12 protein-coding genes and 1 tRNA gene are annotated in these 22461 nt (G+C 33.8%); 5 read left to right on the forward strand and 8 right to left on the reverse strand.

All coding sequences use genetic code 11. From position 1 onward, the window contains the following. Positions 1 to 137: 137 nt before the first annotated feature. From purL to ACNRYB_RS21375, 5 genes are all read left to right on the forward strand, one after another. Entirely contained in the window at positions 138 to 3791 is a 3654-nt protein-coding gene (purL, locus tag ACNRYB_RS21355) for a phosphoribosylformylglycinamidine synthase (RefSeq protein ID WP_473728671.1), read from the forward strand. Positions 3792 to 4073: 282 nt separating this feature from the next. Next, entirely contained in the window at positions 4074 to 6476 is a 2403-nt protein-coding gene (locus ACNRYB_RS21360; RefSeq protein WP_473728672.1) for a TonB-dependent receptor domain-containing protein, read from the forward strand. A 144-nt stretch (positions 6477 to 6620) separates the two neighbouring features. After that, positions 6621 to 7055 (forward strand): hypothetical protein, encoded by a 435-nt coding sequence (locus ACNRYB_RS21365; RefSeq protein ID WP_473728673.1) that lies wholly within the window; start codon positions 6621 to 6623, stop codon positions 7053 to 7055. 178 nt (positions 7056 to 7233) lie between these two features. Continuing rightward, complete coding sequence (locus tag ACNRYB_RS21370) at positions 7234 to 9012, forward strand: AMP-dependent synthetase/ligase (RefSeq protein WP_473728674.1); 1779 nt, start codon at positions 7234 to 7236, stop codon at positions 9010 to 9012. A gap of 141 nt (positions 9013 to 9153) precedes the next feature. Continuing rightward, complete coding sequence (locus tag ACNRYB_RS21375) at positions 9154 to 10068, forward strand: phytanoyl-CoA dioxygenase family protein (RefSeq protein WP_473728675.1); 915 nt, start codon at positions 9154 to 9156, stop codon at positions 10066 to 10068. A gap of 6 nt (positions 10069 to 10074) precedes the next feature. Here the strand turns inward: ACNRYB_RS21375 and ACNRYB_RS21380 are convergent, their stop codons facing one another. The 8 genes from ACNRYB_RS21380 to ACNRYB_RS21415 form a co-directional block, all read right to left on the reverse strand. Further along, a complete protein-coding gene (locus tag ACNRYB_RS21380) occupies positions 10075 to 10620 on the reverse strand; it encodes a 3'-5' exonuclease (RefSeq protein ID WP_473728676.1) in 546 nt (181 codons plus the stop codon). Positions 10621 to 10932: 312 nt separating this feature from the next. Then, on the reverse strand, positions 10933 to 11436 hold the full coding sequence (locus ACNRYB_RS21385) for a hypothetical protein (protein WP_008468549.1): 504 nt from the start codon (positions 11434 to 11436) through the stop codon (positions 10933 to 10935). 1331 nt (positions 11437 to 12767) lie between these two features. Continuing rightward, positions 12768 to 13037, reverse strand: coding sequence for a hypothetical protein (locus ACNRYB_RS21390; protein WP_473728677.1), 270 nt, complete (start codon positions 13035 to 13037; stop codon positions 12768 to 12770). 255 nt (positions 13038 to 13292) lie between these two features. After that, on the reverse strand, positions 13293 to 16820 hold the full coding sequence (locus tag ACNRYB_RS21395) for an SIR2 family NAD-dependent protein deacylase (protein WP_473728678.1): 3528 nt from the start codon (positions 16818 to 16820) through the stop codon (positions 13293 to 13295). Positions 16821 to 17105: 285 nt separating this feature from the next. Then, positions 17106 to 17903 carry a TatD family hydrolase gene (locus ACNRYB_RS21400; protein ID WP_473728679.1) on the reverse strand — a complete coding sequence of 266 codons (798 nt, stop codon included), beginning with the start codon at positions 17901 to 17903 and terminating at the stop codon, positions 17106 to 17108. 263 nt (positions 17904 to 18166) lie between these two features. Beyond that, positions 18167 to 19588 (reverse strand): RtcB family protein, encoded by a 1422-nt coding sequence (locus ACNRYB_RS21405; RefSeq protein WP_473728680.1) that lies wholly within the window; start codon positions 19586 to 19588, stop codon positions 18167 to 18169. A 225-nt stretch (positions 19589 to 19813) separates the two neighbouring features. Further along, entirely contained in the window at positions 19814 to 22054 is a 2241-nt protein-coding gene (locus tag ACNRYB_RS21410) for a hypothetical protein (RefSeq protein ID WP_473728681.1), read from the reverse strand. Between the two features lie 255 nt (positions 22055 to 22309). Further along, positions 22310 to 22426: transfer RNA gene (locus tag ACNRYB_RS21415), tRNA-OTHER, on the reverse strand. Positions 22427 to 22461 lie beyond the last annotated feature (35 nt).

Consider the following 22461-nt stretch of genomic DNA (forward strand, 5'->3'; position numbering starts at 1 on the left):
TCTTGATATTGCGTCTTTTTGGTAGAAAAAATGCAAGAAAAAAGCAATTTCATTTTTTTTGAAAAGAGATGGTTTTCAAATTTGCGCTTACTATTTATTTACATTAAATTTGCAGCTCAATACAACAAACTACACAAATGATCCATTTCTTTGAAAACCAAAGCAAAACTGTTTTTGCCGTACAAACGCAAAACGAAATTTCAGCTCAAGACATTTCAAAATTAAACTGGCTTTTTGCCGACGCAAACAAGATCGAAAAATCTGCATTGACAGGATTTTTTGTTGGTCCACGTGCCACTATGATCACACCTTGGAGTACAAATGCTGTAGAAATTACTCAAAACATGGGTATTTCTGGCATTATCAGAATCGAAGAATTTCATCCAGCAACGGAAGATTTCACGGATTTTGATCCAATGCTTTCTCAAAAATTCAACGAATTAGATCAAGAAATCTTCACTATCAACATTCAGCCAGAACCAATTCTAGAAATTGATGATATAGCTGCTTACAATAAAGTAGAAGGTTTGGCTTTAAGCGAAGAAGAAGTTGATTACTTAAACAATCTTTCAACTAAACTAGGAAGAAAATTAACTGACTCAGAGATTTTTGCTTTCTCACAAGCAAACTCAGAGCACTGCCGTCACAAAATTTTCAACGGAACATTTGTAATCGACGGAGAAGAAAAAGAAACTTCTCTTTTCAAATTAATCAAAAAAACATCTCAGGAAAATCCTAACGATATTGTTTCTGCTTATAAAGACAACGTTGCTTTTGTAAAAGGACCAAAAGTGCAGCAATTTGCACCAAAATCGGCTGATAAACCTGATTTTTACGAAATAAAAGAATTCGATTCTGTAATCTCATTAAAAGCAGAAACACACAATTTCCCAACAACAGTGGAGCCTTTCAACGGTGCTGCAACAGGATCTGGAGGAGAAATTCGTGACCGTTTGGCTGGAGGTCAAGGATCTTTGCCATTAGCTGGAACTGCAGTTTACATGACTTCATATTCTCGTTTGAACGATGACAGAAAATGGGAAAATGCTGTTGAAGAAAGAAAATGGTTGTACCAAACGCCAATGGATATCTTAATCAAAGCTTCAAACGGAGCTTCTGATTTCGGAAATAAATTCGGTCAGCCGCTTATTACAGGTTCTGTTTTAACTTTCGAACACGAAGAAGAAAACCGTAAAATTGGTTACGATAAAGTAATCATGCAAGCAGGTGGAATTGGTTACGGAAAATTAGATCAATCTATCAAACACAAACCAAAAGAAGGCGATAAAATCGTAATTCTTGGAGGTGAAAATTATAGAATCGGAATGGGTGGTGCTGCGGTTTCTTCTGCAGATACAGGAGCTTTCGGTTCAGGAATCGAATTAAATGCGATTCAGCGTTCAAATCCAGAAATGCAAAAACGTGCTGCAAACGCGATTCGTGGTTTAGTAGAAAGCGACAATAACCCAATTGTTTCTATTCACGATCATGGAGCCGGAGGACACTTAAACTGTCTTTCTGAGTTAGTTGAAGAAACTGGAGGTTTGATCGATTTAGACAAATTGCCTATTGGAGATCCAACACTTTCTGCAAAAGAAATTATCGGTAACGAATCTCAAGAAAGAATGGGATTAGTTATTGGCCAAAAAGATATCGATACCTTACAAAGAATTGCTGACAGAGAGCGTTCTCCAATGTATCAGGTTGGAGATGTAACGGGAGATCATCGTTTTACTTTCCAATCAAAAACTAACGGTTCAAAACCGATGGATTATGCTTTAGAAGATTTCTTCGGAAGTTCTCCAAAAACGGTTATGACTGATAATACAGTTGATAGAAAATATGCTGAAGTTGCTTACAACGCTGCAGATTTCGAAAACTATTTAAAAGACGTTTTACGTTTAGAGGCTGTTGCTTCAAAAGACTGGTTAACAAACAAAGTTGACCGTTGTGTTGGAGGAAAAGTGGCGAAACAACAAAATGCAGGTCCGTTACAATTGCCTTTGAATAATGTCGGCGTTATGGCCTTGGATTATTTAGGAAAAGAAGGAATTGCAACTTCTATCGGGCACGCTCCTATTGCAGCTTTGATTGATCCGGTTGCTGGATCTAGAAATGCTATTGCAGAATCATTATCAAACATTATCTGGGCTCCAATTAAAGACCAGTTAAAAGGAATTTCATTATCTGCAAACTGGATGTGGGCTTGTAAAAACGAAGGTGAAGACGCTCGTTTATATGCTGCTGTTGAAGGTTGTTCAGAATTTGCAATCGAATTGGGAATCAATATTCCGACAGGAAAAGATTCACTTTCGATGAAACAAAAATATCCAAACGACGAAGTAATTGCTCCTGGAACAGTTATTATTTCGGCTGCTGGAAACTGTACCGATATTAGAAAAGTAGTGGAGCCTGTTTTACAGAAGAACGGAGATTCAATCTATTATATCAATTTGTCTAAGGATGATTTCAAACTTGGAGGTTCATCTTTTGCACAAATCAGAAATACAATCGGAAACGAAACATCTACAATTAAAGACGCTTCTTTCTTCAAAAATGCATTTAATACGATTCAAGAATTAATTGGTGAAAACCAAATTTTAGCAGGTCACGATATCGGAAGCGGTGGTTTAATCACTACTTTATTAGAATTGTGTTTTGCAGATGTAAATCTTGGAGCTAAAATTGATTTCAGTGCTTTCGCGGAAAAAGACTTATTGAAAATCCTTTTCGCAGAAAACATCGGAATTGTATTCCAAGCTAAATCAGATTCTGCTGTTGAAGCTAAATTAAAAGCAAACAACATCGAATTCTTCAAAATCGGTTCTGTAACTTCTACAGCTACTTTAGAAGTTGGAAATTGGAAATTGGACATCCCAACTTATAGAGACGTTTGGTTTGAAACTTCTTATTTATTGGATCAAAAACAATCTAAAAACGGAAGAGCTCAAGCACGTTTTGAAAACTATAAAAATCAGGTTTTAAATTATACTTTCCCAGCACACTTTACAGGAAAAAAACCAGAAATCGACAATTCTAAACCAAGACCAAAAGCGGCTATTATTCGTGAAAAAGGAAGCAATTCTGAGCGTGAAATGGCAAATGCTATGTACTTGGCAGGTTTTGATGTAAAAGACGTTCACATGACAGACTTAATTTCTGGTCGTGAAACGCTTGAAGATATTCAGTTTATTGGAGCTGTTGGTGGATTCTCTAACTCTGACGTTTTAGGTTCTGCTAAAGGTTGGGCTGGAGCTTTCTTATACAACGAAAAAGCAAAAACAGCTTTAGATAATTTCTTCAAAAGAGAAGATACGCTTTCTGTCGGAATCTGTAACGGATGCCAATTGTTTATGGAATTGGAAGTAATTAATCCAGAGCACGAAGTTCACGGAAAAATGCACCATAATGAAAGCCAGAAACACGAAAGTATCTTTACTTCTGTAACAGTTCAGGAAAACAACTCTGTTATGTTATCTACTTTGGCTGGAAGCACTTTAGGAGTTTGGGTTTCTCACGGAGAAGGTAAATTCAAATTACCTTATGCAGAAGATCAATACAACATTGTTTCTAAGTACGCTTACGAAGGATATCCAGCAAACCCTAACGGTTCAGATTACAACACTGCTATGATGTGTGACAAAACAGGAAGACATTTGGTTATGATGCCTCACATTGAGCGTTCGACTTTCCAATGGAACTGGGCGCATTATCCAAAAGACAGAAATGACGAGGTTACACCTTGGCACGAAGCTTTTGTTAATGCCAGAAAATGGATTGAGAAAAACTAAGAAATATATTTTTATGAAAAGCGCCCGAATTTATCGGGCGCTTTTTTTTATAGCTTCCCCTCAATCTTGTCATTCCGAGGAACGAGGAATCTCCACAAGAAACTCCACAAAGATTGGCAACTTTTCTGTATGGAGCTACTTACGGAGATTCCTCGTTCCTCGGAATGACAAACTTTGTGTAAAAAAACTATTTAAAACTATTCTAAGATTAATTTAATAGTATCTTAAGACAGCTTAAGCAAGCATAAACATATTGGTAAATATCTTTGTCTCATGAAAAAAATGACACAAAAAATTTACCTTCCGATTCTTTTATTCATTATAAGCCATGTCTCATTTGGTCAAAAAAACCCTTCGCTGCACGGAACAGTCACAGACGGAAAAGCTCCAATAGAGTTTGTTGATGTTATATTAAAAAATGTTGCCGACTCAACAAAAACTGCTAATTATGCCGTAACAGATGTTTCAGGGAATTTCTCTTTAGAAAATATAACTCCAGGAGATTATATGCTTCAGTTTAAATTAATAGGCTTTAAAACGAATACCAAAAAAATAAAATATACAGGCACTCTAATTCCACTTGGCACAATTACTTTGCAAGAAGATGCAAACCAACTTAATACCGTTGTTGTAAACTCACAGAAAAAACAGATTCAGAAAACAAATGAAGGTTTTGTTTTTAATGCTTCATCGAATATTTCGCAAACTGGCGGAACCGCTACAGATATGCTAAAAAGTATTCCGACTGTTGCAGTTGATGCAGAAGGCGGAATTACCTTAAGAGGGAAATCGCCCATGATTTTAATAAACGGGAAAAATTCTGCCATTACCAACATGGATCAAATTGCGGCGAGCAGTATTGAAAGCATTGAAGTCATTACAAGTCCGACAGCAAAATATGATGCCAATGCCGAAAGCGGTATTATTAATATAAAACTTAAAAAGAACAATCTAAGCGGTACAAATGGCGCTGTCGCTTTAGGTGCAGGTTTTGGAGCAAAAGGGAGAATCAATAGCTCTGTTCTTTTCAATCACAAAACTGAAAAATGGAATTTTGGTTTAGGATATGATAATCGTTTTGCTGGAAGAACGAAGAAAATAAATGCTGACCGAACAAACTATTTCATTGATGATGAGCATTATATTCATCAAAATAGAAATGATGAACGAACTGAAGGTCTGCAGAATTTGAAATTAAATATTGATTTTTCTCCAAATGAAAAAAACAGCTTTTCTTTTGAAGCATTAGGAAATATTGAAACTCAAGACAATGATGAAACTTTATATACTCAGGTTAACACAAGTTCCAATGCGTTTTTCTCAAATAATAGAAGACATTCTTTAGAGTTGGAACGCTCAAAAGTCGGTGAACTTGCTTTTACTTATGACCGTAAATTTGATGATGACCGTAAAAATTTAAATACCTCTATCACTTCTTCTTTCGGGAAACATAGAGAAAATACCGATATTGACACTTACAATTACGATGAATATCAGCAGCAGATTGGCGACGCTCAATTACAGCGAACGCACAATTACGAAAATCAAAATATTTCTAATGCAATTGTAAATTATACTTTTCCAGTTTCAGAAAAATCGATTATAGAAACGGGCTACAAAGGAACTTTCAGGTTTTTTAATTCAGATTTTGAAAGCGCCGATATGATCAATGGAGAATATGTCGTAAATCCGTTGGCGAGTAATACTTTTAAATTTAACGAACAGATAAATGCCGTTTACGGTTTGATGAATTCTTATATTGGCGATAGCGAAAACCCAAAATGGAAATACAATTTAGGTTTGCGTGCAGAAAATGTTTCCAATACTGGAGCAACACAAAATAATAGTGACCGATTCAGCAATGACTACTTGAAATTCTTTCCGTCGGCTTCTTTACAGTTGAATTTAAAATCTGATGAATTTATCAAATTAGGATACAGCAAACGAATTAATCGTCCTGATCTCGATGATTTAAATCCGTTTATTGATATTACCGATGCATTGAATCCGCATGGAGGAAATCCGTACTTAAAACCGGAGATCATTCATATTGCAGAAATGAGCTATAATAAAAACTGGAAAAATTATTCTTTCTCCACCAATGCCTTTTACAGAAATGCAACTGATGCCATTAGACAATATGCACAGCTTTTAGATAATGGAGTGGTTTTACTTCAGCCACAAAACATTGGAAGCACTGTCACGTATGGTTTAGAAACCATTTTCACTCTCAAACCAGTAGGCTTTTATGACGCAAATATCAGTTTGACCGCTTTTCAGCAAAACATCAATGCAGACAATTTACCGCAGGCACAAGATGTTGTAAGCAGCGCTTTCAGCTGGTACGGAAAAGTAATCAATAATTTTGTTCCGTGGAAAGGCGGAAAACTTCAGATTATTGGAAATTATAATTCGGCTGTTGCCACTCCGCAAGGAAAAAGAATTCCGATTTATAATGTTGATATGGGATTTCAACAGAAATTAGGAAAAGGAAATGCTAGATTAGGTTTGGTTGTCACCGATATGTTCAACACTTTAGAAAGCGGTTATAAAAACAATACCCTATTGTTTAGCAATCACAGAACCAACAAATCAGACACGCGTGCGCTGATGGTTACTTTTGCCTACACTTTCAGATCTGATTTTAAAGAAAAATTACTCGAAAATCAGTTTTCTACGGAGTAAAAACTTACCTAAAACAAATAAAATGTAAAAATTTCATTCTTGTATTTTTAAGCTATAATTCTATTAAAAAATTGGATTATATTCGCCGAAAGAAATCAGCCCGACAGATTTTTTTCAGCCCAAAAACACTTAAACCTACATAGAATGAAATTTTTAAAATTACTTTTTATTTTCAGCTTATTCTTTACTGTTACAACATCACATTCGCAAGTTCACGTAGATCAAATTACTCACAATTCTAAGGAACGATACATTACTACTACAATCGGTTATCCAGTTCCTGGAACTTATGCTCCCCTAAACCAAAAACAGCCTATTACAGTTTTAAATCCAGACGGAACAGGTTTTATTCAGGCTGAAGATTTAAGCAAACAAAAAATCAATTGGGGAATAGAATGCACAGAAGAAGGCGTTCCTGTATTCAAAGAAGGATTCAATAGCGCATCTTACACCTTCTGGTATAGACCAAACGACAGTGAAGAATGGTATTATTCTCAATTTTCGATACATTTTGCCAAGAAAAAAATGTTTTTAATGGGAGAAAGAGTAAAAGAATACGTGGATTATAACGTTCAATAGCCTATACAAATTTGCTTAGCCATTAAATATTTCTTCATTTTTGATAAAAATTCCTGTCAAAAAGAAAACGTTTTCGTTGATTTTTAATAGTCTCTATAAATTTTCCCATAAAATTTCATTAAATAAAAAATCATACCTAAATTTTATTTAATTTGCAATCAAATTCAATATATTAAACATGGTTTCAATCACACGCCTTTTTGATTTTCCCTATTATCAACAAGAAACTTACAACCTTCCAGTTGCTCTTGCAACCAAAAAAAATGGAGTCTGGGAAAAAACATCTAGCGAGGAATATATTGCAAAAGCAAATGCTATTTCGAGAGCATTATTGCGTATGGGCGTTCAGAAAGATGATAAAATTGCTTTAATTAGTTCAAATAACCGTACCGAGTGGAATATAATGGATATTGGTATTTTGCAGACTGGTGCGCAAAATGTTCCTATTTATCCAACAATTGCAGAAGAAGATTACGAATATATTTTAAACCACAGCGGCAGTATTTATTGCTTTGTTTCTGATGAAGAAGTTCTACAGAAAGTAAATGCAATAAAAGCCAACGTGCCTTCTTTAAAAGAGGTTTATTCTTTTAATGAAATTGCGGGATGCAAACATTGGTCAGATTTATTGATTTTAGGTGAAGACAATAGCAATCAAAGCGAAGTTGAAGCCAGAAAAGACAGCATTAAAACTGACGATTTAGCCACAATTATTTATACATCTGGAACCACAGGAAGACCAAAAGGCGTTATGCTTTCGCACAAAAATATTGTGTCGAATGTTTTAGACAGCTCGCCAAGAATTCCGTTTGATCCAGGAAAAAGTACGGCATTAAGCTTCTTGCCTATTTGCCATATTTTTGAAAGAATGATTTTGTACATCTATCAATATTATGGCGTTTCGGTTTATTTTGGAGAATCTATTGACAAAATCAGTGATAACTTAAAAGAAGTTCGTCCAACTGTAATTACAGCTGTACCAAGACTTTTAGAGAAAGTTTACGATAAAATTTATGCCAAGGGAGCTGAATTGACAGGAATCAAGAAAAAACTGTTTTTCTGGGCTATCGATCTAGGTTTAAAATATGAACCATACGGAGCAAACGGTGCTTGGTATGAATTTCAGTTAAAAATTGCACGCAAATTGATTTTCAGTAAATGGAAAGAAGGTTTGGGCGGAAATTTAGACTTGATGGTTTCTGGAAGTGCTGCCTTACAGCCACGTTTGACAAGAGTTTTTGCTGCGGCAGAAATTCCAGTTATGGAAGGTTACGGTTTAACGGAAACTTCTCCAGTAATTGCTGTAAACGACCAAAGAAACAGAGGATTTAAAATTGGAACCGTTGGAAAACCAATTCGTAATCTTGAAGTTAAAATTGCAGAAGACGGAGAAATTCTATTAAAAGGGCCAAACGTAATGTTAGGCTATTATAAAGATCCAGAGAAAACTGCTGAAGCTGTAATTGATGGTTATTTCCATACAGGAGATATTGGAGAAATTGACAGCGAAGGTTTCTTAAAAATTACAGATCGTAAAAAAGAAATGTTCAAAACTTCAGGAGGTAAATATATTGCTCCACAAATGATCGAAAATGCTATGAAACAATCTCGTTTTATTGAGCAGATTATGGTAGTTGGTGAAGGCGAGAAAATGCCTGGAGCTTTTATTCAGCCAAACTTTGAATTCGTAAAAGAATGGGCAAAAATCCACAAAATTACTTTAGGAAGTTCTGATGCAGAAATTAGTGCAAATCCAGAAGTAATTAAACGTATTGATGAAGAAGTGGAAAGCATCAACAAAAAATTCGGACACTGGGAACAAGTAAAACGTTTTGAACTTACTCCAGATGTTTGGTCTATTGATGGCGGACAGCTTACTCCAACTTTAAAACTAAAACGTAAAATCATTAAAGAAATTTATAAAGATCTTTACGCTAAAATCTACGGGAATAATTAATAAATCAAAATAATATAACCAAACGAAAAAGGCTGTCTTAATTAAGACAGCCTTTTTTAGTATCAAAAAACAGGTATTTTTACTTTCAATAGCAAGCCATAAATGCCTTATTTTAGCTTTATCTTCTACAATTGAAAAGCTATGCCTTGGAATACCCTCGAACAATTATGGAAACGTACTGTTGATTCTCAAAATGCTGATCTAAGTAAAACCAACTGGAACAACGAAATCAAAACCTTGTATCAGTTGGGTATTGGTATGGAAGATACTTTACAATTTTTATATTTTGAAAAGCCAGATTATGAATCTTTTAAAAACTGGATCAATAGCCGAAAACGTGATATAGCACTTGAACCCGAAGATTTAACCGACGATGTTTTATCTGAAGAAGATTTAGAATTCTGGAACCAAAACGGCTATGTGGTAGTCAAAAACGCCATTTCTAAAGAAGACTGCCAAGACACTCAAAAAGCCATTTGGGAATATCTAAATATGGATCCTAATAACAAAGAAAACTGGTACGAAAGCCATGAAGATCTAAAAGGTCTCATGCTTAATTTTTCTGATCATGAAACTTTAAATCGGAACCGTTTTTCTCCAAGGGTAAAAAAAGCGTATGAACAGCTTTATAAAACCACTAAAATATACAAAACGATTGATAAGGTAAGTTTTAATCCGCCTGAAACAGAGAATTTTAATTTTCTGGGAAGTCCGCTTCATTGGGATATGAGTTTGAAAAAGCCTTTGAGTTTTGGCCTTCAGGGCTTGCTTTATTTAACCGATTGCGGACCAGATGATGGCGCTTTTCATTGCGTTCCGGGTTTTCATAACCAAATTAATCAGTGGCTTGATGAACTTAAACCTCAGGAGAATCCGAGAGAAAAAGCTTTGCAGACACTGCAGTCGAAACCAATTATCGGGCAAGCAGGAGATTTTATCATTTGGCATCAAGCGCTTCCGCATTGTGCGACACCAAATAAAGGTGAAAAACCGCGAATGGTTCAATATCTCACTTATCTTCCAGATGATTATAATGCAGCTGGAGAGTGGATTTAAACCATTCTAGTTTTTCAGACACCAATGCAAGATTTTAGCGATGTTTTTAGCATCGTCAATTCCGCGGTGGTGTGTTCCTTCTAACGGAATATTCAGCAATGCAAGCGCGCCGTTCATTCCTGTTGGTTTAACCAAGCCAAACTTTTCGGCAAAATGCTCTTTTACATTGATATGCTCCTCTCCCATCGGATACGGAATACCAAACGATTTACATTGCTTCGTCAGCATATTCAAATCGTACTGCCCGTAACTTGCCCAAGTGTACAAATCGGGATTGTATTCGTCGATTAGCAAATCAACAGCCTCTTCAAAACTCACTCCGTTTTTATCGAGTAAATCTTGGGTAATAGTCGTCAGTTCAATACAAAACGGACTAACATGAGAACGTTGTGGTTTTATCAAAATCCCCTTGTTCTTTGAGATATCGCCCGTTTGAGTGTCTAAAACTGCCAATCCGATTTCAATAATTTCATTCTGCTGTCCCCTCGGGACTGCGCCTTGCCAACATGTGGCTTCTAAATCGATAATAATAATTTTATCTGTTGTTTTCATTTTTTTAATTTTTTAATAATTGCTTTTTTTAACTACAAAGAGCGCTCAGATTTGTTTCACGCAGATCTAACAGATTGAAGCAGATTTTTTTTTTAATAATCTTTTTAATCCTTATAATCTGTGGCTAAAAACTTTGCGACTTTGCGACTTTGCTAGATTTTTTAACCGCAAGAAGCGCTAAGGTTTACGCAAAGCAACGCTAAGATTTGTTTCTCGCAGATTCAGCAGATCTCGCAGATTTTTTTTTAATCTTTTTAATCCTTTAATCTATGGCTAAAAACTTTGTGTCCTAGCGCCTTCGTGGCAAAACCCTTAGAAAAACATGCTTTTGAAATCTAGAAAGAAGTTTCTTTTCTTAGACTTCTTTTCATGCTTTTCCTTTTTAGCAGATTTCTTTTTTTCAAGAACTGCTTTAGCTTTCTCAATCCGTTTAACTGGTTTTATTTCTTCAGTTTTAGACATTTCGTAGAACTTTTTGAAAGGACGTGGTTCAAAATCAACCAAAATAGCTGCCATGTTTATAGCATCAATGTTTGACGGATCTGTCTCTCCTTTGAAGAAAGTTTCGATAGGTCTGAACTTATCCTTTTTCTCCTTAAACTTATTCTTTTTACTATGATCGAAATCTAAGCCCAAAAGGTTGCTGAAAACGTTCAAGTCATCCTTTGTTGGGTTGTTTTCGAAAATCAACCAGCACAAATCACGAAGTTTTCCACGAGAAGGCTTGTACAAATAATCAAAGTATTTACCTTCTTTTTCTATCTCGTATTTTTTTCTAATTGCTTTTTTGTATTTTTCTAGTGTATTGTTTTGCATGGCATTTTTTTTTTTTGCAATTCATGGGAATCTCAGGAAATCGAAGGTTTTCTGGGAAATCCAATATCACAAAAGTTAAAAAGCACCCTTGCTTTACCAGAGAGAAATATCTCTAAATGATATATATAATTTCCCTAAAATTCACCCTCTCCTTCCATAGGTTAATCAGTTCCAAATCTTTCTTTTTAATTGAGGCAAACGACAGTTCACTTGTCTCGAGTTTATCTGTTTGACCACTATGGCCCGACGTAAATCCTATTTCTTGATTCATCCTTAAATTTTTTATTGTTAAACTTAAACTGTTAGCACTTACTACTAACGGTTCCTATTTTTTACTTCATTTTTATTCTTTCATGAACAAATATTACAATTGTTCTGCGCAGTTATTTTGCGTATTTCTTTCTCTTGCCGCTAAGGCGCTAAGACACAAAGTTTTTCTTTTTTATCTTTTCTTAAATCTTAGCGCCTTTGTGCCTTCGTGGCTAACAAATAGTCACAAAAAAAGCACCCGATTAAAGGTGCTTCATAACAAATACGATATAACTATCCTATTGCCTATATTGATGCACCGACATGTAAAAGCATTCACGGTCCGAAGCCGCGGCTACTAATCCTGGGTTGTGTATGTATAATTTAAAACTCATTTTATTTATTTTTTAATTGTTGTTGTTGTTGTTTTCTGAAACGCTTTGTTTCAAATTTGTTTGGCAAAGATATGATGGAAAAATTCATATTTCCAAATATTTTTTAAGAATAATTTTCTGATTATCAATTAGTTAAACCCAAAATAAAAGTAAAGAAATTCCTGTCCGCAAACTGGTGCAGATCTCACTTTTGTATCAAATGACTGTTACTCATCAGATTACTTTCCAAGACTATATCTCTCTATTTTTATTAATCATTAAACATTTTGGTTAAATATTTTTTTAGTTTTTTTAGTTCTGGTTTGTTTTCTTTATCATTTTGTTGTTCACTTTTGTCACACTGAGCAAAATCGAAGTGCTTTTTAAGCGAAATCGAAAAGCTTTAAAACAAAAAAAGCGTCCTAAAATGAGGACGCTTTTCTATTCTATGATGAGTTTGACTCTAAATTCTAGATCATAATTTCATAAAAATACATACGCATCCTGAGCTATTAGCTGGAAAATTTCCCGCTAAAGGTTCAAAAAATTGGCTTGATGAATATTTCATATGTATTTTTTTCTATTATTAATTACAGATACAAATGTAGTATATTTTAGATTAATTTAACAAAACATACTGAAAATATATTTTTTATAACAAAATCCCGACAATTGGTATTGTCGGGATTTTTGTTTTTATTGAAAGACTTATCTATTACTAGCACAAGCCTTATAAATCTGTTTCTCTGAAAATGGCGATAAGGTTTCTGCCAGATTTCGGCTGGTTCTTAAACAGCTCAGTATTTTTTGCCTTAAATTGATATCGTCGCCAAACTCTGTATGCATTAAAAGCTCGAAGATTTCCTGCAAATACAGGGGCTGTTCTTTGTAATCTCCCTCAAACAATTCGTCTGAAAGGAAATTAATTACGGATGGCACTACATCACGATGTGTTGGTTTTTGATTTTCTTTTTGCATAATAGAAAATTTTAGATACGCGAATACCTCGCTTTAGGTGTGCAAAACATTCAAAGGAATGATTTAGGACAGTTTCCTGCTCCTTCACCATGACGAGGTATTCGTTTATGTTAACTTAAAAAAAAGTTTTTAAGGATTTCTCCTTTGATTGTTTTGCATCGCAAAGATATACTTTTATTTCAAAAAGAAAGAAATAACTTACTTTTTATTAAAATATATGAAACCGAAAAATTGTTATATATTATTTCCTTAAATCTAATCCAGAGAAATTGAATTCCACTCTTGAATATTTTTTATAACAAATTCTTCCAACCCATCTAATTCGTAATAATCATAATTAAAATCATAATTTAATTTATTTGAATTATCAATATTTGTGAAAAGATAATCTAAATACTGATATTTAAAATTTCTGGACAATTTCAATCCTTCCTCAATTTTAACATCATACTCATCACTTTTAATTTCTTTTAGATACAAAGCATAATAATACAACGCTTCTAAATAATAATATTTTATATGAAATAAATTACTTAACGCTTTTTCAAAATGTTCAATTTTAATGACAGTTTCTTCTGCACTAAAAGCAAACATTAACTCTTTCAATCCGAGAGTGTATGGATTAGTCACTACTAACTTTTTAATTGAACTGTTATCCACTCTCTTAAATTTGGATAGAGTATAAGTGCATTGCATAATTTGTAAATGCTGTTCCATATACAAATCAGAAATATGTTTTTCTAGTTCATAAACATTAAGTTTATTGTTCCTCAATTCATATTCAAAATAGTAGAATGAATCAACATTTTTAATAACATTAATATCTTCTAAACCTAGGTAATGATACAAACCAAATAAATCATAAGTATAATCTTTATTTATCATTAATGCTTGAATAAACAATAATGTATGACCTTCCATACCATGAATATGACTAACCATATTTTTCCATCTTCGCTCAATCTCATTTTCATTTTCAAAATCACGAAGCAAGATTTTTTCCACAGGAAGTAATTTAGAAAGTTCTTGATAAGAATTGTCAAATTCTTGTTTATAATAAATTATTCTCAAATTTAGAACTTCTATCATTTCATTAGCACCATCGACATCAGAAAAAAAGTCAACAAGATTGTCTAGTTTATTTTTAAAATCTAAAAAATTATTTTCACTTGTCAAATAGTCTTCCAATTTGTATGCATAATTAAGTAGATATTCTTTATTATCTACACTTGAATTTTTATCAATTTTAATATCTGGAATATAATCCAATACCTTAATCATATTATTTTTTACATTTACAAATAATTTTAGTGCATCAGAGAATGATCTTTTTTTACTAACTAAATCAAGAAACTCAATTACAAAACAATTATAATCATAAGCATCAACACAATATTTTTGCCTATTATCTTTATGTCTATTAAATTGATAATCAGCAAATCTTCTAATGATTGGTTGTAACTGTAAAACACCATTATAATTTTCTAAAAGTGATTTGTTTTCTAATTGCTTTAATTCTGTGTCACTAATTTGATTTAATGATTTATTATTTTTAAAGCATTTTTTAAAACTAGTTAAACTAATTCCGTCTGGGAATAAACTAAGCAACTCAAAAGCAAGTTTTTGTTTAGTATTTAAAGAATTATATGAATAATTAATTGATTGGTAAATTGACTTTGTTCGCTCAATATTAAGATCCGCATTATTTTTAAAAACATCGGAATATTCCTCATTTATACTCTCAAAAAAATGGTCTTGAATTTGTTTTTTTAAATCTAGAATATTGATTATAGAACGAGATGTTGTAACTAATTTAATTGCCAATGGATTGTTAGCTAATAAATCCTCTAAAATTTCTTCTCGCAAAATTCTTAGCTCGTTATCTACAAATTTCTTTTTTTGATAAAACTTTTGAAACAACACGAGTGCATCATCAGTAATCATTTGTGTTAGAGTATAAACATCTTCAAAATCTTCATTACTTATTCTTTCTCTAGATGTGATAACAATGTTTGCATAGTCAGATGAGAACTTTAGCAATTCAATAACATTGATAAACTCTTCATTTGAAAGATTATTAGCAACTGTTTCAAAATTATCAAGAATTACGAGTAAATCAATTTTTTTATTGCTATAATTTTCTCTTAAATACTCCTTAAAATTTAAAATGTTTGCAAGATTAAACCCCTCAACTAGTAAGTTTTCAAAATCATTAAATGATTTTATGCTCTCACAAGATTTAAAATTTACTCCTTGTTTATAAAATCCTCTGTTATATAATTCGTAACTAATTTTTTTCACTAAAGTAGTTTTTCCAATACCTCCTGAAGCTTTAATATTTAGTATTTTATTTGACGATATGATACTTAACAATCTATTTACTATACTTATTTGCTCTTCAATTCTACCTACAACTTCTGATAAACATTTTTTTCCTATATCTAAATCCCTATCATTACCATAAATGGAATATTTTCTTGCATTTCCTTTTTCTATATCTAAATCATTCCATAATAATTCATTTGATGTAATATTTGTGTCACTAAATAAAAAAATTTTGCTTTTTATTTTAAAAAGAAATCTTTTTATTACATCGTTTTTAAAACATGAAATATTGATTATGGAGTAGTTAACCTCTATAGCTATTTTTTCATTTGTTATTAAAAGAATTGGGATATTGTCATTTGGAATATTATCACACAAATCCTTCAAATGAATAGTATCACTTCTAAAATTTTCATCTTCTATATAAATTTTCTTTTTAAATACTTTAGAAATAATTATTAATAAATCATAATCTTCAATCTGCTGTAATGTTCGAATGTTTAAAGTTCCAACAAAAAAATCAGCGTTTATTTCTTCTATATGATTTAAGACATTTTTTATTTCTGTACTAAAATCAATATCAAGAGGATTTGGAAATAATACTGCTATTCTTTTATCTCTCTTAAATTTTTCATTTTTTATTGGTAAAGCTGACGCGGACACCGAAACCTCATTTTCTTTCTTAAAGTTTATAAATTCATCAACTATTGTTGGAATCTCATTATAATTAACAATCGTAATAGGTTCTAGAAAAGAATAATTCTTAAAATTTTGTGGTTCATTTGTTACAATAAAATGTTTATTGAATCCTCCAAAAACTTTATCTAATCTAGAAAAAATCGTATTAATATCAGGGTCGTTAAAACTAAATCCAACAAACAAAAATGTAAATTCAGAAAACAGTAATTTTAATTTCTCTGGAGCAGCTTGCTCGTTTTTTTCAGAATATAAGTTAGTATAATCATCTTTAAAAACAATACAATTATCTGGTTCTAAATAGCTTCCATGTAATTTTAATATGAATGGTTTATTATCTCTATTTACCTCATTTATGTTATACTTAGAAGTTGGATTTGTTGGAAATATCTTGTTATTTGATGCCAATTCAAAACTATTATCATAATTCGTTGTAATAATTTTTCCGTTTGTTAATTCTAAAAACTTTTTGTGAAGTGATAAATCTTTTTCAGAATCTACCCCGAATTCATTTCTAATAAATGAACGAATTTCTCTTTCTTCATTTTTTAAAAATTCAAGAACATCCATTGCAGACATAGTTTCTCCATTTCTCAAAATCTCTACAAATGGATTAAGAGTAGGTTTATTTATTAATTCAATTGTGCGAATAACCATTTCATTCCAATTAGGTAATCCTAAACTTCTTGATAATCCCGCACCTGCAAATAATATTAATTTATTCTCTGAAATTGCTCTTTTTAAATCGTTATGTATATTCATTTTATTAGATTAACTATATTATGTCTGCAAAAAAAATCAAAAACCTTATTTTTTTTACAATTTGTTAGTGTTTTTTATATAAAATTACATTGTTTTTCATTGTAATTTAATAATCAAAGATGTGTAAAATTTCACAAGATGTTTTACGGTTTTCCACAATATTAATAATTTTATTTAATCAAATATATAAAAAACAAAAAGCCTTCAAACCAAGTACAAACCCCTGATTTAAAAGCCAACAAATAAATACCTAACAGGTTTCTAAAACCTTTTAGGAAAACAAAACTAAATCCCAAAAAAGCTTTTAGAATTCCTAGTCGTTTCCTCCGCCACTTTAGCTAAAGTAATCCCTTTAAACTGTGCAATTGTTCCGGCAACATACGGCAGAAAAGCAGGTTCGCAACGGCGCTCGTGGTATTTCTTCAAGAGACTGTTCGGGACATTTTTAGGAAGCATAAACGGCGCATCGGTTTCAATCATTATTCGGTCGAGCGGTACGTACTGAATGACTTCTTTTAAATGGTTGAAACGTTTGGCATCTGAAATCGCTCCCGTAAAACCGAGATAGAATCCGTTATCGAGATAGGTTTTGGCTTCTTGCAACGTTCCCGTAAAACAATGCACAACGGCTTTTGGCAGTTTCGGCAGATAGTCTTTTGTGATATTCATAAACGAACTAAAAGCGCTTCTTTCGTGCAAAAACAACGGTTTCTGTACTTCAATCGCCAATTCGAGCTGGGCTTTGTAACATTCTTCCTGTTTGTTTCGGGGCGAAAAATCACGATCAAAATCGAGTCCGCATTCGCCAACCGAAACTACGTGTTTCAGTTCTAATAATTTCCTGAGTTTCGAAATACTCTGCGCATCGAAACTCTTCGCATCATGCGGATGTATACCCGCCGTAGCGTACAACACGCCCGGATACTGCCTCGCAATCTTTGCCGATTCTTCGCTATTTCGTACGCTGGTGCCTGTGAGTATCATTTGCGATACGTCGGCGTCGAGCGCGTCTTGTACGACATCGTCTATGTCGTTTTGGAATTGTTTGTTGGTTAAATTAATTCCTATGTCTATGTAATTCATATTTTTTAAAAGTTGCTAAGGTTCTGAGAGGCTAAGATGCTAAGTTATTTTTCTCTCTGAACCGATTATTTTTTCTTTTAAGATTTTGCAGAGAAAAGAAGCAAGAGGCAAGACTTTCTCATCTTTCCTCTTGGCTCTTTCTTATTTGTCTACTTTTTTAATTTTTAAATTTTGTGCAGAAAAGAAACAAAAGACAAAACAGTCATATCTTTCTTCTTTCTTCTTGCTTCTCCTTAGTCTTGCCTCTTGCTTCTTGCTTCTTCTTAGTCTTCACGGCTTCCATCATCAGCCATTCTAACCAATTTCGGTGTAAACTTCGCCACAACATCTACCAAATCTTTCTGCGCTTCCATCACCTGATTGATATCTTTATACGCCATTGGGGCTTCGTCAAGGCCTGCTCCGATAAGCGTAACGCCATGATCTCTCAAGATCGATTTCATTTCGGTTTGTGTGATGTTTTTTATGGCTTGGGTTCTGCTCATTTGTCTTCCTGCTCCATGCGAAGCCGAATTAATGGCGTTCTCCTCGCCTTTTCCTCTCACCAAAAATCCCGGCGCGGTCATACTTCCCGGAATGATTCCCATAACGCCTTTTCCAGCTGGAGTTGCGCCTTTTCTATGCACAATCACTTCTTCGCCGTTCCAGATTTCTTTCCAAGCGAAATTATGGTGATTTTCGACTTTGGCTAAAATCGTCGCACCTAAAGCGCGTTCCATTTTGTTATGGATAATCTCGTGACAAGCCGAAGCGTAATCTCCCGCCAAATTCATCGCCAGCCAATATTCCTGACCTAATTGCGAATTCATATCTAAATACGCTAAGTTTTTTGCCACTTCTGGAAGTCTGCACTCGTTTTTGGCAATTTTAGTATAATGTCCAGCAATGGTTGCTCCCATTCCACGTGAACCAGAATGCGTTAACAAAGCGACATATTTTCCTTTTGGAATATTTAAAACCGCATCGTCTTGAGCAAATTCCATGATTCCGAATTCCACAAAGTGATTTCCACCACCCGAAGAACCTAATTGTGACCAGGCTTTATCTTTCAAGTTCTTCACAAACGGATTCATATTAAAAGTTTCGTTTTCCAAAACCGCATGATCTGATTTGTACTGACCGTGAAATCCGTGACCTGCTCCAAAAATTGAATTGGCGATTAATTCTTTTTTGAATTTAGCTTCATTTTCAAAGTAAAAATCTTCTGGAATATCATAAACCGACAACGCCATTCTACATCCAATATCAACTCCAACACCATACGGAATAATGGCATTTTTTGTGGCAAGAACTCCACCAATCGGCAATCCGTAACCTTGGTGCGCGTCTGGCATTAAAGCTCCAGCAACCGTAATAGGCAGTTTCATGGCAACTTCCATTTGTTTTCTGGCTCCGTCTTCGATATGATCCAATCCGTAAGCCGAATACGCATTCGGATTCTGATTTAAAGCAATGAAATCTTCTGGTTTTTCATTCGATTTTTCGATTAAAGCTACAGCCAATTTGCTGAAGATTTTATCGTCTATATAGTTTTCTGGAGCTTCTAAGACGTTCTTGAAATTTGTGATCATTTCGTCTCTTGTGAATCCGTTTCTTTTGCTGTTTATTTTTAAGGCAATCCCAATTATTTTTCCTTCTGGGAATCCTAATTCTAATATATCTGTACCGTTTATTTGTGTTTTCATTTTTTTTCTTTTTTAAGGGACAAAGTGCCAGAGGTTCATAGGTGCAAAGGTTTTGTACTGCTGCGCAGTTATTTTGCGTAGATTTTGTTTCACGCAGATTTTGCAGATTTAAGCAGATCTAAAAGTTTTTTTTTGATAAATAATCTGCGCTAATCTGCTAAAATCTGTAAAATCTGCGTGAAATATTAAAACCTTTGTCACTTTGTTACTATGAACCTTTGCAACTTAATCCACCAACAATTGTGTAACAACCGCTGGGTTCATCGCCCATTGCGCTGTATAAACCTCATCGGCAATTTCATTTTCAGTGATTGTCAAACCTTGAGCTTCCGCTTTTAGTTGTAACAAATTACCAATATTCAATTTGCTGTTTAGTTTTGACAACAACGCCTGAACGCCTTTAAAATCCAAACCTCCTACAACCTGACCTCCGAAAGTCATCTCTAACCAAACGATTTCTCTTTTGGCTACATCCAACACTCCAAAAACCAAACCTTTGGCAACATTCTGCGTCACACGAACCTGATGATCTACACACGACGGATCGTATGCTACACCAGTTTTCTCCGAAATTTTCATCGGGTGTTTGCTGTTCATCCAACCTACAACTAGATTTGGCGTAATACTTCCGTTGCTGTACGCGTTGCAAGTAAAAGTTACAAATTTAGCTTTGGCTTTTGCTAATTCGTCGATGTTGATGTTGATATATTCGGCAGTTCCAATTTTATTCGGAATGCTTCGGATATCTCCACTATGCTGACAACCTGTAGTCGTCAATCGGCTGAAAGAACAAATATCCGAACGATCTTCGTAGGCAATATGACAACTCAAATCCATATCCAAATGTTGCGCTGGCAAATCTTTACCCCACTGCATAAACAATCGCACTTCGTTTCCTTCAACTGGGAAACGTGTTCCCATTAAAGCAACTGGCAAATCCTGAACGGTTTCGCTTCGGTCTCCTATAGAAACCGGAATGTTAAACAATTGCGGATCGATATAGATTGTTTTATTCGTGTTCTCAATTTTAGCAAATCGTTTTTTCATGGCCAAAAGACACAATTCTTCGATTTTAGCTTTCATTTCTTCCAACTGAAAATCTTCGTACAACTTCAATAAAGCATTCGCTTCAATTCGTTTGTTTGTTCCGCCCAAAGGTTTCACACTTCTCTGCATGTTTTTATCAAAATAATTTTGAGCATACATATTTAATGTAAACACCAATCGAGCCGGAACTTTATCGATAATTTCCTCAAAATGAGCAATAGTTTCTTCTGCTCCAAACCAAAGCATATTCGAAAATAACGAACGTGCAAATAATCCTGGACGCTGTTTCAATAAAGCAAATGTTTTATCGGCATCAAATTTTAATCTAGACGAATCTACTTTGCTTTGCCAAACATCATAGACTTGGTTGTAGAATACATCCATTAAAAAGTTCAATTTCTCAAACCCTTTTCTTTTGCTATATTCTGCCAAACGCAACGCTCGGATAAAACGAACCCACATTCCTCTTTTTGGATGCATCGTTTCGCACATAGCTTCAACTTCCATATTCATATTGTTCAACCAATTTGCCACCATTAAACATTCTTTTCGGGAATATTTTAGTTTCAAATCTTTTTGAGACGCAATTCTCGCCTGAACGCTTGTATCCAAAACATTATGGAAATGCTGTGCATTTTTTGATGTTCTTTTGATAATCGTTTTTGGCTCAATAATCTGAAGCATTCCTGTGTTTTTATACCACAAGTATCGCAAGATATCTGTTGGCGTTTTCAAAAACTGAGACGCTTCGGCTTCTTTACCATTTTCGATCAAAAGATCAATCACTAGCATTAAAGTTTCCTTCATTGCAACATCCGTTTTTGGCAAAGGCAAATACTGCATTGTCATTTTTAAACTATCTACCTGAGTAGCGTCTAAAGCGGTTTTAGATTGCAATAACGATATATAGAAATCATTTAAATCTTTTTCTGTCCACAATTCCAACATTTTCAATTTGCTTCCTTGTCCAATATTTTCCAGTTTTCCAAATTCAAACGGAGTTCCGCAGAACGGACAACCATTGTATTTTTCTAATGGAAAAGTATTATCTGGGATAATATGACCGCATTGTAATTTAGTTCCGTTTTTAGTCTGGAAAATATTTCCGAAAAAAGTGATGATGTGATCTACAACAGATTCGTTTGTTGGAACATTCCATTCTTTTACCAATGGAGTCCAGTTTTTATCAGTTCCCAGAACTTCTCTCAAAACTTCTAAAACCTCGATTTTATATTTTGGGTTTACATTGTTTAAAGCATGAAGCAATGACTCAGAAAATGTAAATCCAAGTTTTGAAACATTGGCCAACAAAACGGATGTTGTTCCTGATAAATTTTTAACATCATTCGCAATCATTTCTGACGGAACGAAAATGGCATTTTGGCGTAAACTGATTTTTAATAATTCTTTTGTTTTCATTTTTTTTTAATTTTTAAAATTTAGATAATTGTGCTTCTAGTTCTACCCAAAAGATTTGAAGTAAGAAACACTTGACCTGAAATTTGACGATAATTGATTAACTAAGCTAAAATGGAGCGGGCTACCGCGAAAGAAGTAAGTTAATCTTGACCCTCGGTTTTATTAATGATAATTTTAAAACTTAATAACCAGCAACCTCCTTTCGGAAGTTAGGAGTCGAACCTAAAGAAGTAAGTTTTAATTGACCATTAATTGTGGAGCAGGTGGGATTCGAACCCACGACACGGACATTAAAAGTGTAAGAAGTAAATTTTGATTGACCTTTTATTGATAATTTCAAAACTACCTGCTCTACCACTGAGCTACTGCCCCAATTATGATTGAAAAATAAAAAGGTAATGGTGTAA

It is taken from the genome of Flavobacterium sp. CR10 (assembly GCF_055814415.1).